The organism is Pseudoduganella sp. UC29_106 (assembly GCF_044055365.1).
GTDB lineage: Bacteria > Pseudomonadota > Gammaproteobacteria > Burkholderiales > Burkholderiaceae_D > Rugamonas.
This window is the reverse complement of record NZ_CP171977.1, coordinates 2,632,813-2,647,082: the sequence shown is the minus strand read 5'-3', so window position 1 is coordinate 2,647,082 and position 14,270 is coordinate 2,632,813. Positions and strand designations below refer to the sequence as shown.

12 protein-coding genes and 1 pseudogene are annotated in these 14,270 nt (G+C 65.0%); 9 read left to right on the top strand and 4 right to left on the bottom strand.

Going from position 1 to position 14,270, the window contains the following annotated elements; translation table 11 throughout:
* Nucleotides 1–11: 11 nt before the first annotated feature.
* Nucleotides 12–2,864: an ATP-binding protein gene (locus ACHMW6_RS13690; protein WP_395407645.1), complete on the top strand. Its 2,853-nt coding sequence runs from the start codon at nt 12–14 to the stop codon at nt 2,862–2,864.
* A 167-nt stretch (nt 2,865–3,031) separates the two neighbouring features.
* Nucleotides 3,032–4,036: a diguanylate cyclase domain-containing protein gene (locus ACHMW6_RS13685; RefSeq protein WP_395407644.1), complete on the top strand. Its 1,005-nt coding sequence runs from the start codon at nt 3,032–3,034 to the stop codon at nt 4,034–4,036.
* A gap of 7 nt (nt 4,037–4,043) precedes the next feature.
* Here ACHMW6_RS13685 and ACHMW6_RS13680 read toward each other — a convergent pair whose 3' ends face one another.
* Nucleotides 4,044–4,463 (bottom strand): hypothetical protein, encoded by a 420-nt coding sequence (locus tag ACHMW6_RS13680; protein ID WP_395407643.1) that lies wholly within the window; start codon nt 4,461–4,463, stop codon nt 4,044–4,046.
* 170 nt (nt 4,464–4,633) lie between these two features.
* Here ACHMW6_RS13680 and ACHMW6_RS13675 point away from each other — a divergent pair, with 170 nt between their 5' ends.
* A complete protein-coding gene (locus ACHMW6_RS13675) occupies nt 4,634–5,158 on the top strand; it encodes a two-component system response regulator (RefSeq protein WP_395407642.1) in 525 nt (174 codons plus the stop codon).
* A complete protein-coding gene (locus ACHMW6_RS13670) occupies nt 5,103–6,257 on the top strand; it encodes an ATP-binding protein (RefSeq protein WP_395408606.1) in 1,155 nt (384 codons plus the stop codon). The genes ACHMW6_RS13675 and ACHMW6_RS13670 overlap by 56 nt, the downstream gene beginning before the upstream one ends.
* Here ACHMW6_RS13670 and ACHMW6_RS13665 read toward each other — a convergent pair.
* Nucleotides 6,247–6,741, bottom strand: coding sequence for a hemerythrin domain-containing protein (locus ACHMW6_RS13665; RefSeq protein ID WP_395407641.1), 495 nt, complete (start codon nt 6,739–6,741; stop codon nt 6,247–6,249). The two genes, ACHMW6_RS13670 and ACHMW6_RS13665, sit on opposite strands and share 11 nt — an antisense overlap.
* Before the next feature lie 127 nt (nt 6,742–6,868).
* Here ACHMW6_RS13665 and ACHMW6_RS13660 point away from each other — a divergent pair, with 127 nt between their 5' ends.
* On the top strand, nt 6,869–7,540 hold the full coding sequence (locus tag ACHMW6_RS13660) for a sensor histidine kinase (protein WP_395407640.1): 672 nt from the start codon (nt 6,869–6,871) through the stop codon (nt 7,538–7,540).
* A 40-nt stretch (nt 7,541–7,580) separates the two neighbouring features.
* Here the strand turns inward: ACHMW6_RS13660 and ACHMW6_RS13655 are convergent.
* Both ACHMW6_RS13655 and ACHMW6_RS13650 read right to left on the bottom strand, forming a co-directional pair.
* Nucleotides 7,581–8,875 (bottom strand): annotated as a pseudogene (locus ACHMW6_RS13655) (NAD(P)/FAD-dependent oxidoreductase).
* A gap of 39 nt (nt 8,876–8,914) precedes the next feature.
* On the bottom strand, nt 8,915–9,373 hold the full coding sequence (locus tag ACHMW6_RS13650) for a hypothetical protein (protein ID WP_395407639.1): 459 nt from the start codon (nt 9,371–9,373) through the stop codon (nt 8,915–8,917).
* A gap of 155 nt (nt 9,374–9,528) precedes the next feature.
* Here ACHMW6_RS13650 and ACHMW6_RS13645 point away from each other — a divergent pair, with 155 nt between their 5' ends.
* Genes ACHMW6_RS13645 through ACHMW6_RS13630 form a run of 4 tightly spaced genes read left to right on the top strand, consistent with a single transcriptional unit; the run spans nt 9,529 to nt 14,079 of the window.
* On the top strand, nt 9,529–9,966 hold the full coding sequence (locus ACHMW6_RS13645) for a MarR family winged helix-turn-helix transcriptional regulator (RefSeq protein WP_395407638.1): 438 nt from the start codon (nt 9,529–9,531) through the stop codon (nt 9,964–9,966).
* On the top strand, nt 9,963–11,477 hold the full coding sequence (locus tag ACHMW6_RS13640) for an MDR family MFS transporter (protein WP_395407637.1): 1,515 nt from the start codon (nt 9,963–9,965) through the stop codon (nt 11,475–11,477). The genes ACHMW6_RS13645 and ACHMW6_RS13640 overlap by 4 nt, the downstream gene beginning before the upstream one ends.
* Before the next feature lie 9 nt (nt 11,478–11,486).
* Entirely contained in the window at nt 11,487–12,944 is a 1,458-nt protein-coding gene (locus ACHMW6_RS13635) for an efflux transporter outer membrane subunit (protein WP_395407635.1), read from the top strand.
* A gap of 10 nt (nt 12,945–12,954) precedes the next feature.
* On the top strand, nt 12,955–14,079 hold the full coding sequence (locus ACHMW6_RS13630; RefSeq protein WP_395407634.1) for an HlyD family efflux transporter periplasmic adaptor subunit: 1,125 nt from the start codon (nt 12,955–12,957) through the stop codon (nt 14,077–14,079).
* Nucleotides 14,080–14,270 lie beyond the last annotated feature (191 nt).

Below are 14,270 nucleotides of genomic sequence, written 5' to 3'. Positions count from 1 at the left end.
CGCGAGAAGTCATGAGTTCGAGAATGCCCGGTGCAGGCCCTCCTCCGCCGAATGACCTGATGCGCTCCGTCCTGGAGGCGCGGGAAGAGTTACGCCGGTCCAATGAGCGCATGAGCGCCGTGCTGGAGAGCATCACGGACGGCTTTGCCGTCGTCGACCGCAACTGGAACATTTCGTACCTGAACGCACGCGCCGGCGAAATCCTGCGCCACGACAGCCGCACGCGCGACGACCTGGTCGGCAAGAACCTGTGGGAAGAATTTCCCGAACTGTGCGGCACCGTGCTGGAAGCCCAGTTCCGTCACGCCATGGAAAACCAGCAGTCCGTCGGCTTCGAGCTGTACTACCTGCCGCGCCAGCGCTGGCTGGAGGTGCGCGCCTATCCGTCCAGCGAGGGCCTGACCGCCTATGTGCAGGACATCCACCAGCGCAAGATGGATGAACGCTCGCTGCGCGAAAGCGCGAACCGGCTACAGGTGGCGCTGGCGGCGGGCAAGCTGGGCGACTGGGAATGGGACGCCTCCACCGACCGCGTCAAGCTGGGCCGCCGCGCGGCGGAAATCTTCGAGCTGCCGGCCGAACTGCCCATCACCTGGCCTGTGCTGCGCGAACGCATCGTGGCGGAAGACTTCGAATTCGTACGGCGCGCCTTCCTGGACGCCTATATGCATCGCAGCGATTTCAATATCGAGTGCCGCGTGATGCGCCGCAGCGGCGAACGGCTGTGGGTGTCCGTGGTCGGCCATGGCAACTACAGCGACCAGCGCACCCTGCTCGGCATGACCGGCATGGTGCAGGACATCAGCACCCGCAAGGCCGCCGAGGATACGCTGCGCACCAGCGAAGAGGAATTGCGCGCACTGGCCAACTCCATCCCGCAGCTGGCCTGGATCGCCAATTTCGACGGCGGCATGAGCTGGTATAACGAGCGCTGGTATGAATACACCGGCACCACGCCGGGCCAGGTGCTGGGCGACGGCTGGCAGCAGGTGTATGACCCGGAATGCCTGCCCTCGATGATGGAGCACTGGGGCGCGTCGGTGCGCAGCGGCCAGCCCTTCGAGATGGAATTCCCGATCCGCGGCGCGGATGGCCACTTCCGCTGGTTCCTGACGCGCGCCAACCCCGTGCGCGACGCCAGCGGCCACCTGCTGCGCTGGTTCGGCACCAGCACGGACGTGGACCAGGTCAAGCGCGCCCAGGAAGCGCTGCGCGACGAAAGCGCCGTGCTGGAACTGTTGAACAAGTCCGGCAACGCCATCGCGCGCCAGCGCGACCTGCGTCCGCTGCTGCAGGAAGTCACCGACGCGGCCACCCGCATCAGCGGCGCGCGCTGGGGCGCTTTCCACTACAGCGGCGCCGGCAGCGCTCCCGATACCTTGTCCGGCGTACCGCCTGCGGGCTATGCCGCGATGCCGCGCCCGAGCGGCGAAGACATCCTGCGCAGCGACAACCTGCCCGATCATCCGCCGGTGCGCAGCTACCTGGCCGTGCCTGTGCTGTCGCGCACCGGCGACATGCTGGGCACACTGTCCTTCGGCCATCCCGAGCCGGCCATGTTCAGCGAACGCACCGAGCGCATCGTGTCCGGCATTGCGGCCCAGGCCGGCGTGGCGATCGACAATGCGCGCATGTACGAAGCGGCACAGCAGTCGGCCGAAGAACGCAAGCTGCTGCTGGACAGCGAACGCAGCGCGCGCGCCGAAGCCGAGCGCACCAGCCAGATGAAGGATGAATTCCTGGCCACGCTGTCGCACGAACTGCGCACGCCGCTGACGGCCATCCTGGGCTGGGCCCAGGTGCTGCGGCGCGGCTCGCGCGGACCCGACGACCTGAACCGCGGCCTGGAAACCATCGAGCGCAATGCCCGCTCCCAGGCCCAGCTGATCGAGGACTTGCTGGACATGAGCCGCATCACTTCCGGCAAGGTGCTGCTGGACATGAAGCAGCTGGCGCCCTCCACCGTGGTGGACGCGGCCATCGAAACGGTGCGCCCCGCGGCCGACGCCAAGGGCATCCGCATCGAGCGCGACTATGCGCCGGCCGGCTTTGTCGCGGGCGACGCCAGCCGCCTGCAGCAGGTGGTGTGGAACCTGCTGTCGAATGCGCTGAAGTTTACGCCCAAGGGCGGCACGGTGAGCGTGGCCATCCGCGAAGCCGAAGGCCACGTCGACATCACGATTGCCGATACGGGCATCGGCATCCGTCCCGAATTCCTGGCCCACGTGTTCGAGCGCTTCCGCCAGGCGGACGCGTCCACCACGCGCCGGCATGGCGGACTGGGCCTGGGCCTGTCCATCGTCAAGCACCTGGTCGAGCAGCATGGCGGCACGGTGTCCGTCCACAGCGAGGGGGAAGGCATGGGCTCGAGCTTTACCGTGCGCCTGCCGCTCGCCTCCGGCGTGGTGCGCAGCCGGCCGTCCTATTCGCCGCAGCGCAGCAACAGCGCTTCGCTGCCCGAGATGGGTTTGCGCGACCTGAAAGGACTGCGCGTGCTGGTGGTGGACGATGAACCGGATGCGCGCGAACTGGTACGGCGCATCCTGAGCGACTGCAACGCCCAGGTGCTGACCGCCGCCAATGCGGAAGAAGCGCTGGCCCTGGCGCGCAAGGGTGGACTCGACCTGCTGCTGAGCGATATCGGCATGCCGGAGACAGACGGCTTCCAGCTGCTGTCCCAGGTGCGCGCCCTGGGCGCCAGGCGCGGCGGCACCGTTCCCGCCATTGCGCTGACCGCGTTTGCCCGCTCGGAAGACCGGCTGCGGGCACTGGAGTCGGGCTTCCTGGACCACGTGCCGAAACCGGTGGAGCCTTCTGAATTGATAGCCACTGTTGCCCGTGTGGCGAGTGTGGGTCTAAGCTAAAAAGCCACAAAGTGTTATATGATTTATAATTTTCTTGGGGCTCCTACCTGAACACGGGATAATGTCCTACAAGAAACTTGCTCGCACTTTGCTACACTGGCTTATGACACGTGCGCCATGGCAAATTCGCGCGCGATACACTGAGAATTCGCCCTACGAGACAGATTATGCCCAGCCCTGACGAGATCCTGAATGCCAAGATCCTGGTCGTCGACGACTGCGCGGACAACATCGACCTGATGTTGGAGATCCTGCGCGACGCCGGCTACACCAATGTCACGGCCACCATGTTGCCGGAGCAGGTATGTCCCCTGCACCGGCAGCATTGCTACGACCTTATCTTGCTGGATTTGCAAATGCCGGAGCTGAACGGTTTCCAGGTCATGAAAGGCCTGAAGGAAATCGAGCAGGACGGCTACCTCCCCGTGCTGGCCCTGACGGCCCAGCCCAGTTTCAAGATCGCCGCCCTGGAAGCGGGCGCGCGCGACTTCATCAGCAAACCCTTTGACCTGCTCGAAGTGCACAAGCGCATCCACAATATGCTGGAAGTACGCCTGCTATACAAAGAGCTGGCGCAGTACAGCAAGCAGCAGCAGGAGCTGGCCCTGCATGATCCGCTGACCGGGCTGCCCAACCGGCGCCTGCTGGAAGACCGCATCGCCACCACGCTGCAGCATGCCGCGCGCCACCAGCGCAAGGCCGCCGTGATGTATCTGGACCTGGACGGTTTCAAGGCCATCAACGATACCCATGGCCACGCTTACGGCGACGAAATCCTGAAGCAGGTGGCGCAGCGCCTGGTCGGCTCCTCACGCAAGGACGACACCGTGGCGCGCGTGGGCGGCGATGAATTCGTGATCGTGCTGGGCGATGTGGGGGAACTGGCGGACGCGCAGGAGCCGGCGTCCAAGCTGATCGAAGTCGTGGCCGAGCCTTACCGCATCAATGGCCTGACCTTGCAGCTGTCCACCTCCATTGGCATCGGCCTGTATCCGGACGATGCGGAAACCGTGGACAACCTGATGCACGTGGCCGACAACGCGCTGTACGAGGCCAAGCGCGCCGGCAAGAACCGCTTCTGCGCCGCACGCACGCTGGCCGAGCGCGCCGCTGCGCCGGCCCCGGCGCCGGCGCCTGCACAGACATCCGTCGTGCAGGCGACTGCCGCCTGATGTGGCCTCAGTGTGTGTTGGCCTCCGTCTCCTTGCCCTCCGCGGTCGATTCTTCGACCTTGGCGGCATGCTGGTGGTCCTTTTTCGCGTCGACCTTTTCCGGCGCCACCTCGATGCGCGTGATGCCGGCATCGACCGAGATCGGGTCGCTGGCCGGGAACGTCATTTCCACGGCTTCGTCCAGCAGGGTTTCCCTGGCCGCTTCGGCCGGCGCCATCTTCTCCTCGTCGGCCAGCGTGCAGATGGCCTGGGCCCAGCGCACGAAATTCAGGGTCGCGAAATCGCGGATGGTGCTCACGCCGAACGCCTTGCCCAGTGCAGCCGCATCCTTTTCGCTGACGCCGCGCAGCGCGCTGACGGGCGCATTCGCCAGATCCTTGAAACACTTGCCCAGGTATTCTTTATCAACGATGGTATCGATATTCATGATCGGCTCCCAATGAACAGGGTTTCACTATGGCACGGCGCGCCGCGCACTGACTGTGCGGCGGCGAACAGTGGGGTGCGTCCTGTTGACAGGCGGGTTTTTGACAGCGCCTGAGGGCGACGCTATGATCGATTGGCAACAGAAGACTTATAAAGCGGGACAAACTGAACGTGGACAAGCCCAAGATACTTGTCGTCAATGACGATGCCAACAGCCTGTTTGCATTGACCAGCCTGCTTTCGCAGTGGGCGGCCCAGGATCACTACGAGGTCATATCGGCCCGCTCAGGTGAGGAAGCCTTGCGCGAAGTGCTGACGCACGATTTCGCCGTAATCCTGCTCGATGTGAACATGCCCGGCATGGATGGTTTCGAAACGGCGGAAGCCATTCACCAGCGCCCGCGCTCGGCCGACATCCCCATCATTTTCATCACCGCCTTCGTGGCCGATGAACTGGATCGCCTGAAGGCGTACCAGAAAGGGGCTGTCGACTTTTTGTTCACGCCCGTGATACCACAAGTACTATACGCGAAAATTTCCGTGTTTGTGGCACTCGCGACAAAAAAACGAGGAATTGCGCAAGCAGGCGCGCCAGCTGAGCCAGCGCACCACCGACCTGATCGCCAGCAACCAGCGCCTGATGCGCGAGATCGAAGAGCGCAAGATGGCCGAACGCCAGAGCCACGCGAAGGATGAGTTCCTCGCCATGCTGGGCCACGAGCTGCGCAATCCGCTCAGCGCCATCAGCAGCGCCGCCTCGCTGATCGGCCTGCCTGGCGCCTCGGGCGAGGCGGTCGCGCGCGCCAAGCAGATCATCCAGCGCCAGAGCCATCACCTGGGCCGCATCGTCGACGACCTGCTGGACCTGAGCCGGGCCATGTCCGGCAAGATCCTGCTGAACCGCGTGCCGCTCGATGTGGCCAGCCTGCTGTCCACCTGCATGGAAACCTACCGCACCACCGGCCGCACGGCCGACTACCATATCCGCCTGGCTGCGCAGCCGGGCGGCTGGGTCAACGGCGACGCCACGCGCCTCGAACAGATCTTCAGCAACCTGCTGGACAACGCCTTCAAATACACGCCGCCCGGCGGCCACATCCAGGTGGAAGCCGAGGTCGACGACGATGAAGTGGTGATCGCCGTGCACGACAGCGGCGTGGGCATAGCGCCCGAGCTGCTGCCCCACGTCTTCGATGTGTTCGTGCAGGGCACGAGCACGCTGGACCGCGCCCAGGGCGGGCTAGGGATCGGGCTCGCACTGGTGCGGCGCCTGGTGGAACTGCATGGCGGAAGCGTCTATGCTGAAAGTGCCGGTCCCGGCGAAGGCAGCACCTTCACCCTGCGCTTGCCGCGCACTGAACACAGGACCGAAAAGAAGGCAACCATGATGGAACATAGCGAACAGGCCAAACCCACCGTGCTGCTGATCGAGGACAACGAGGACGGCCGCGAAATGATGGCCATGATGCTCAATTGCTACGGCTACCAGGTGCACCACGCCGCCGACGGCGTGCAGGGCCTGCAGACCGCAGCCAGCGAGCATCCGGACATCGCACTGGTCGACATCGGCCTGCCCGGCATCGACGGCTACGAGGTGGCGCGCCGCATGCGCGCCGATCCGGACACCCACCACATCAAGCTGATTGCGCTGACCGGCTATGGCCTGGCGGAAGACCAGCGCCGCGTGCTGGATGCCGGCTTCGACCTGCACCTGGTGAAGCCGGTGGACGTCGAGCACCTGCTGCAAGCCATCGGCAACTGCACGGCAGGCGCTCCCGCCTACGTCAAGCAATAGGACGGCGGCCGGCGCCCGTCGTCTGCATGGCGGCGGGTTCCGGTGGAATGAAGTCGATCTCCTCCTTGCGGGCGGCGATCTGCTCGCCCAGCGCCTGCAAGTCAATGCCGGCCTTCTTCGCATTCGGGAACATCTCACCCTCTTCTTCCTTGACGTGGTGATTGATGTATTCACCCAACACCTTGACCTTGGCGTCGTACAGCTCATCGTGCGGGTCCATCTGGCTCAGCTGGGAGATCAGGGCCTTGGCCGAAGCATGTTCCACCGTTGCTTCATCGACCATATCTTCCGCTTCCTTCGAGGCGTCGCGCACGGCCGGGTAGAAGATTTCCTCCTCGGCGGTTGCATGCTTGGTCAGTTCCAGGCAGATCTTGTCGGCCAGCTTCTTCTTGCTGGCAAAGGCACGATCGCCGAGCTCCTCATATTCCTTGAACATTGCTTTCACATTGGCGTGGTCTTGTTTCAACAGCGTGATGGCGTCCATGGCTTGGCTCCTCATTGACAAGGTGATAAAGCTTCAGCTTGCCGTGCGTCCGCTTGCGTGTATGTGCGTCATTTCACCCGAACCTCATGTATGATCGGAGCAATAAAAAACACGATCCTGAAGGACTATGCCTGAACCACAATCCGCCCAGCGCGCAGCCGAGCTGGAAGAGCTGATGGCCTACCTGAATGCCTCCTGGGACGAGGAAAGGCGCGTCCTGTCCCGCCAGATGCACGACAGCCTGGGCTCCTCGCTGACTGCCCTGACCATGCATCTTGCACTGCTGGCGTCCAAGCTGCCGCAGGAGCCTGCGCTGCAGGACCGCGTGGCGCAGATGAAGAAGCTGCTGCACACCATCATCGACACCAACCGCGCCATGCAGCACCGGCTATGGAACGACAAGCTGGAATTCCTCGGCATCCGCGCCGCGCTAACCGAGCGCCTCAGCGAATTCGGCGCCGCCCAGCAGATCGACGCGCGCTGCAGCCTGCCCGAAGACGAACCCTCCTGCCCGCGCGGGCACGCCGTGGTGCTGCTCTATGCACTGGAGGAAGGCTTGCGCAACGTGGTGCGCCACGCCCAGGCGCACGCGATCGAAGTGATCGTGGACGATAACGATGAAGCGATCATGCTGACCCTGAAGGATGACGGCGTCGGCCTTTCCGCCGGCGCCATGGGCTGCTACGCGAAGCACGGCCTGCGCGCCGCCCGCGAACGCGCCGCCTGGCTCGGCGGCACCCTTACCCTCGCTCCCAACCCCACCGGCGGTGCAAAATTGACTATAACCTTGCCCAAATGAGGCGTGTAGGGCGGATCATTGATCCGCCGTGCATGCTCAATCAGTGCAGCTTCACAAGAGGCGTGGTCCGCTTGATCAAAAACCGCGCCACCGCCAGCACCCCCGTCCTTACCGCCCCCAGCACCGCCCGGTGATGCATCAAATGCAAGCTCACATACATCAGCCGTGCAAAGAACCCTTCCACGAACCAGTTAAAGCCCCGCAAGGAGCCCATCAGGCTCCCTACGGACGTCGACTGCCCGAAGGACACCAGCGACCCATAATCGCGATACTCATACGGCTTGCCGGAAGGCGCCTGTCCGCGATCCTTGCGCAGCAACACATCGAGCAGGTAATCGGCCTGCTGGTGCGCGGCCTGCGCCCGCGGCGGCACCGGCTTGCCGTCCGCACCGAGGCACATGGCGCAATCGCCCAGCGCATAGATATTCGGATGATCCTTCACCACCAGCTCACCGGACACCTCGATCTGCCCGCCCTTCGCAGTCGGCAGTCCTAAGGATTTCAGCAAATCCGGCGCCTTGATCCCCGCGGCCCAGACCGTGATATCGGAGGGGTAGGCCTGCTCGCCCACCTGCACGTGGTCGGGGCTGATGCCCGTCACGCGGCAATCCGTCACCACCTTGATGCCCCGCTCATTGAGCAGCTTCAAGGCCGCGGAAGACACGCGCTCCGGCAGCGGCGCCAGGATGCGCGGCGCGCCTTCCAGCAGGGTGATGCGCACATCGCGCATCGGGTCCAGGTGGCCGAAGCCATAGGCCGCGTAAACGCCACTGGCCTCGCGCAGTTCGGCCGCCAGTTCGACGCCGGTGGCCCCGCCGCCGATGATGACCACGTCCACGCCGACCGTGCCGCTGCCGCTCTTTTCCAGCGCGGCCTTGGTCAGCAGCTTGAGCAGGGTGAGGCGGAAGCGCTCCGCATCTTCAGTGGCATTGAGGGAAATCGTGCATTCCTGCGCGCCGGGCACGCCGAAATAATTGGAAGTGCTGCCGATGGCCAGCACCAGGGAATCATATTGGATGCGGCGTTCGGCAGCACCGTTTCGCCGCTTTCCGTGCTGATCGGGCCAACGATGATGGTGTTGTCGGCCGCCTGCAGTCCAATCAGCGCGCCATAGACATAAGTGAAACCATTGTCGTGCGCCAGCATCTGGTAGGACAAGCCTTCCTGGTGGATGTCCAGGGTGCCCGCCGCCACTTCGTGCAGCGAGGGCTTCCAGATGTGGTAAAGCCGGCTATCCACCAGCATCACCTTGCCGGGACCCAGTTTCCGTCCCAGCTTGCAGGCCAGCTCCAGGCCGCCCGCCCCTCCTCCTACGATGACATATTTGCTCTGCAAACGGATCTCCCGGTGGTTGGCGGCGGCCTGCGCCGCCGGTCAGTCCTTGTGCTTGCCGTGGCCCTTGCCGTGGCCTTTGCCATGACCGTGATCGCCGTCGTGGTCGTCATGGCGGTCGTAGTCGCGACGGTCATAGTCGCGGCGGTCGTCGCCACGATGCTCATGCTCGTGGCGATAGCGCGGCGCGTACTCGTTCACATACCACTCGTCGCGCACGAAGTACACGTTACGGCCGCAGGCATTATAGGCAGCGCAATGCTTTGACCATTTCTTCTGGTGGCCAGGCGGCACGCGCAGGTAGATCGGTTCCGCGATGTAGCGCACCGGGCGCTGCACGATGACAGGCTGCTCGTACACGACGGGCGGCGGACCAAAGTTGCCGAGGTCGATGCGGCCGTAAAACCCGGGCTGTCCAACGGTGACGGAAACGCCCACATTCTGGGCGAAGGCTGAGGTGCAGAGGGCCAGCAGGCTGGCGGCGAGGATCTTGGATTTCATAATCGTCATTATATGAGTTGCGGGTGGGCTTACCTTTACATTGTACTTGGGCAATTGAAGAATGCTGTGTTCGCCAGCGCACAAGTTGGTAACAGGCAACGTAATTTATGTAACTATGCTAAACTAATACTTAGATATCTAATGATTTGTATTCTATGGACATTGAAGAACGCTTCTCCTACGCCCTGCACAACACGGCCCGCGCCTGGCGCCAGGCCATCGACCGACGCCTGAAGGACCTCGGACTGAGCCAGGCCAGCTGGATGGCCATTGCCAGCCTGGCCAAAGCCGAGCCCCTGTCCCAGACCGAACTGGCTTCCCGCCTGGGCGTCGAGGACCCGACCATGGTGTCGATGATCGACCGCATGGTGAAAGCCGGCTATATGCTGCGCCAGCCCTCGCCCACCGACCGCCGCGTCAAGCTGGTGCACCTGACCGATGAAGGCCGCGCCATCTATGTGCGGGTGCGCGCCGCCGCCGATCCTGTGCGCCGCGAATTGCTGGGCGGCGTCGAGCGCAGCGAACTCGAACGCATGACCGTGCTGCTGGAGGCGCTGCATGCGCGCCTGAACGAACCGGGCGGCTGCGAATGAGCGAGGTACAGCATCGCCGCATGATCACGCTGTCGATCATGCTGGCCACCGTCATCCAGGCGCTGGACGGCACGATCGCCAACGTGGCACTACCCCATATGCAGGGCAGCCTGTCCGCTTCCCAGGACCAGATTACCTGGGTGCTGACGTCCTTCATCGTGGCCGCGGCCATTGCCACGCCGCTGACCGGATGGCTGTGCGACCGCTTCGGCCAGAAGCGGATTTTCCTGATGTCCGTGGCCGGCTTCACGATCGCATCCGTGCTGTGCGGACTTTCGACCTCGCTGGCGCAGATCGTCATCGCGCGCCTGCTGCAGGGCGTGTTCGGCGCGGCCCTGGTGCCGCTGTCGCAGGCCACGCTGCTGGACATCAATCCGCGCGAAAAGCACGGTTCCGCCATGGCCGTGTGGGGCATGGGCGTGATGATCGGCCCCATTCTCGGCCCCACGCTGGGCGGCTGGCTGACGGACAGCTATAACTGGCGCTGGGTGTTCTTCATCAACGTGCCGGTGGGCGGCCTGGCCTTCTACGGCATATGGCGCTATATCCGCCCCGTCGAGGCGCCGCGCAAGATGCGCTTCGACGCCTTCGGTTTCGTCACCCTCAGCCTGGCCATCGGCGCGCTGCAGATGCTGCTGGACCGCGGCGAGCAGAATGACTGGTTCGCCTCGACCGAGACCTGGGTGGAAGCCGTGCTGATGACGATGAGCTTTGCCTATTTCATCGGCCATACGCTGACGCGCCCTGCCGGCCAGTCTTTCGTCGATTTCCGCCTGCTGAAGAATTCGAACTTCGTCAGCGGCCTGCTGTTCGTCTTCATCATGGGCCTGGTGCTGTTCGCCACCCGCGCGCTGACGCCGACCATGCTGCAAGGCCTGATGGGATATCCGGCCGCCGTTGCGGGTCTGGTCACGGCGCCCAGCGGACTGGGAACGATGTTCTCCATGCTGGTAGTCGGCCGCCTGGTGGGCAAGATCGACGTACGCCTGCTGCTGGCAACGGGCTTTGCCATCACTGGCTTCTCGCTATGGCAAATGAGCCATTACACGCTGGTGCTGTCGCAGTCGGACATTGTCTGGCCCGGCCTGATCCAGGGCGTGGGCCTGGGCCTGGTGTTCGTGCCCCTGAGCGCAGCGACCTTCGCCACGCTGGCGCCGGAGATGCGGGCCCAGGGCACGGCCTTGTACAGCCTGGTGCGCAATATCGGCTCCAGCATCGGCATCGCCCTGGTGCAGACGCTGCTGGTGCGGAACACGCAGGCCATGCACGCCGCGCTGGCCGAGAAAATCACGATCGCCAACCCGTCGCTGCTCGATAACGTGGCCACGACGGATGCTGCGAACCTGCTGAATAACGAAATCACGCGCCAGGCCTCGATGATCGCCTACGTGAACGATTTCTGGCTCATGACCCTGCTCACGCTGGCGGTGATCCCGCTGCTGCTGCTGATGCGCCCTGCGCCAAAACAGGCGCCGGCGCCGGCGGAAGCGGCCCATGCGGCCATGGATTAAGAAAGGAAGATGATGAAACAACCCGTGCCCCTGGCACTTGCCCTGGCCGTGGTCCTGGCCCTGTCCGGCTGCGCCGGCATTCCGGCCGACCGCGACCGCCTGCCTCAGCGCGATGTGGCCAAGGCCGAACTGCCCTCCTCCATCCGCCTCGCGCGCGAAGGCTGGCCGGACGCGCAATGGTGGAAGGCATACGACGACCCGCAACTCGATGGACTGATGCAGGCAGCACTGGCTTCCGCGCCGACGCTGGACACGGCCGCCGCCCAGATTGCGGCAGCACAGGCCGCGTTTGCGCGCAGCAGCGCGGAACTGGGCGTCGAGACGTCGCTGAACGCGGGCGGCAACCGCCAGCGCTATTCGGCCACCGGCCTTTTCCCCGCCCCGATCGGCGGCGCCTGGTTCACCGAAGAGACGCTGCGCGTGGAAGGCCGCTACCACTTCGACTGGTGGGGCCGCGACAAGGCGGAAATCACGGCGGCGGCCGGCGAGGTGAATGCCCGCCGCGCGTCCTACGCGGGCGCCGAGCAGTCGCTGGCGGCGGCCATTGCGCAACACTATTTCAGCCTGCAGTCCGGCTGGGCGCGGCGCGAAGTCCTGCTCGCGGAATTGACCGCCCAGCAGGGGCTGATCGAGGACAAGGCAAAGCGCATCGCGCGCGGCCTGGCGCCCGCCGACGAGCAGCGCAGCGCCACCATGCAAGCCAGCCTGCTGGAGAAAGACCTGGCGCAGCTCGACGCCGACAACGCCATCGAGCAGCAGGCCCTGCGCGCCCTGCTCGGCGCCGGCGGCAACTCGGGCGCAGGCCCGGACGCGCTGGTGGCCGACCTGAAGCCGGTGGCGCTGCGCAGCGCCCCCGCCGCGCTGCCCGCGCGCCTGGGCATCGAGCTGCTGGCGCGCCGCCCGGATCTGCAGGCGCAGCGCTGGCGCGTGGAGTCGGCGCTGGGCCGCGTCGATGCCGCGCAGGCAGCCTTCTATCCGGACGTGAACCTGACAGCCTCGCTCGGCCTGAATTCCGTCTCGATGTCGCAGCTGCTGCGCGGCGCCAGCCGCACCTTCTTCGTCGGCCCCTCGCTGTCGCTGCCGCTGTTCGACAGCCAGCGCCTGTCCGCCAATCTGGCGGGTGCGCGCGCCGACCGCAATATCCTGATCGCCGGGTACAACGACGCCGTGGTGCAGGCCGTGCGTGAAGTGGCGCAGGACACGCTGACCCTGCAGGGCATCGAAGCCCAGCTCGCGCAGCAGCAGAAAGCCAGCGCCGACGCGCAATCCCTGCTGCACAGCGCCCAGGCCCGTGCCGATCACGGCCTGGCCGATCGCTCGTCCGTGCTGGCTGCCCGGCAGGCCGCGCTGCGCCAGAAGGATGCCGAACTGCGCCTGCAGCATGCCCAGCTCCTGGCCGAAGTGGCCCTCGTCCATTCGCTGGGCGGCGGCTACCAAGGCGATGCTCCACCCCTGATCACGAAATAAGACTTTGAACATGAAACGTAAAACTGTCATGACCGCCATCACGGTGGCCTTCATCGCCGCCGGCGCGGCCTACGCGATCTACTACAAGACCGTGCTGTCGAAAGAGCAGGAAACGGATAACGCCTATGTGGGCGGCAATCTCGTCACGCTGTCCTCGCAGGTGGCGGGCAATGTGGAGGAAATCCGCGCTGACGAAACCCAGCTGGTGCAAGCGGGTGCCCCCATCGTCAAGCTCGATGCGGCCGATGCCGACGTGGCCCTGCGCCAGGCCGAGGCCCGCCTCGGCGCCGTGGTGCGCCAGGAACGCCAGCGTTATGCGGACGCCGCGCAGTACGACGCCGCCGTCGCCCAGCGCAAGCTGCAGCTGAACACTGCGCAGGATGACCTGGCGCGGCGCGCGCCGCTGGCCGCCGACCACACCGTGTCCGGCGAAGACCTGGCTCACGCGAAGCAGGCTGTCGACAATGCGCAGGCCGCGATTCTCGTGGCGCAGAAACAGGCCGAGGCAGCGCATGCCGCGGTGGCGGGCGTGTCCTTGTCCGACCACCCGGCCGTGCAGCAGGCGCGCGCGGACTATATGGCAGCCTGGCTGGCTTCGCGCCGCAACAGCATCCTGGCGCCGGTGACGGGCTATGTGGCCAAGCGCAGCGTGCAGGTGGGCGCGCGCGTGGCGCCCGGCACCGCCCTGCTTTCCATCGTGCCGCTGGACCAGCTGTGGGTGGACGCGAACTTCAAGGAGTCCGAGCTGCGCGATATCCGCGTCGGGCAGAAGGCGCTGATCGAGGCGGATATGTATGGAGCCAAGGTGGTTTATCACGGCAAGGTGCTGGGCATGTCTGCCGGCACGGGCAGCGCTTTCTCGCTGCTGCCGGCGCAGAATGCTTCCGGCAACTGGATCAAGGTCGTGCAGCGCGTGCCGGTGCGGATTGCGCTCGATCCGAAGGAGCTGGCGGCGCATCCCCTGCGCATTGGCTTGTCGACGACGGTGAAGGTGGATATCAGTGATATCAGTGGGCCGGTGCTGGGTTCAGCCTCCCCGTCCGCGCCTGTGTATGCGACGCGGGCATTGGGACAGCCGTTGGACCAGGCTGTGGACGCGGCGGATGGGATTATCAAGCATAACCTGGTGCGTTAAGCGCCGCAGGACGGGAGGCACGGCGGATCAATGATCCGCCCTACGCCTCTCGTCGTATCATGTGGATCCAAATGCATCGACGGCGCGTAGGGCGGATCATTGATCCGCCGTGCGTGCGCCGTCGGGAACGCCTATGCGGCCGCGGCCGCGAGCGCCGTCTGCAACTGCGCGATATGCGCCCGCGCCTGCGT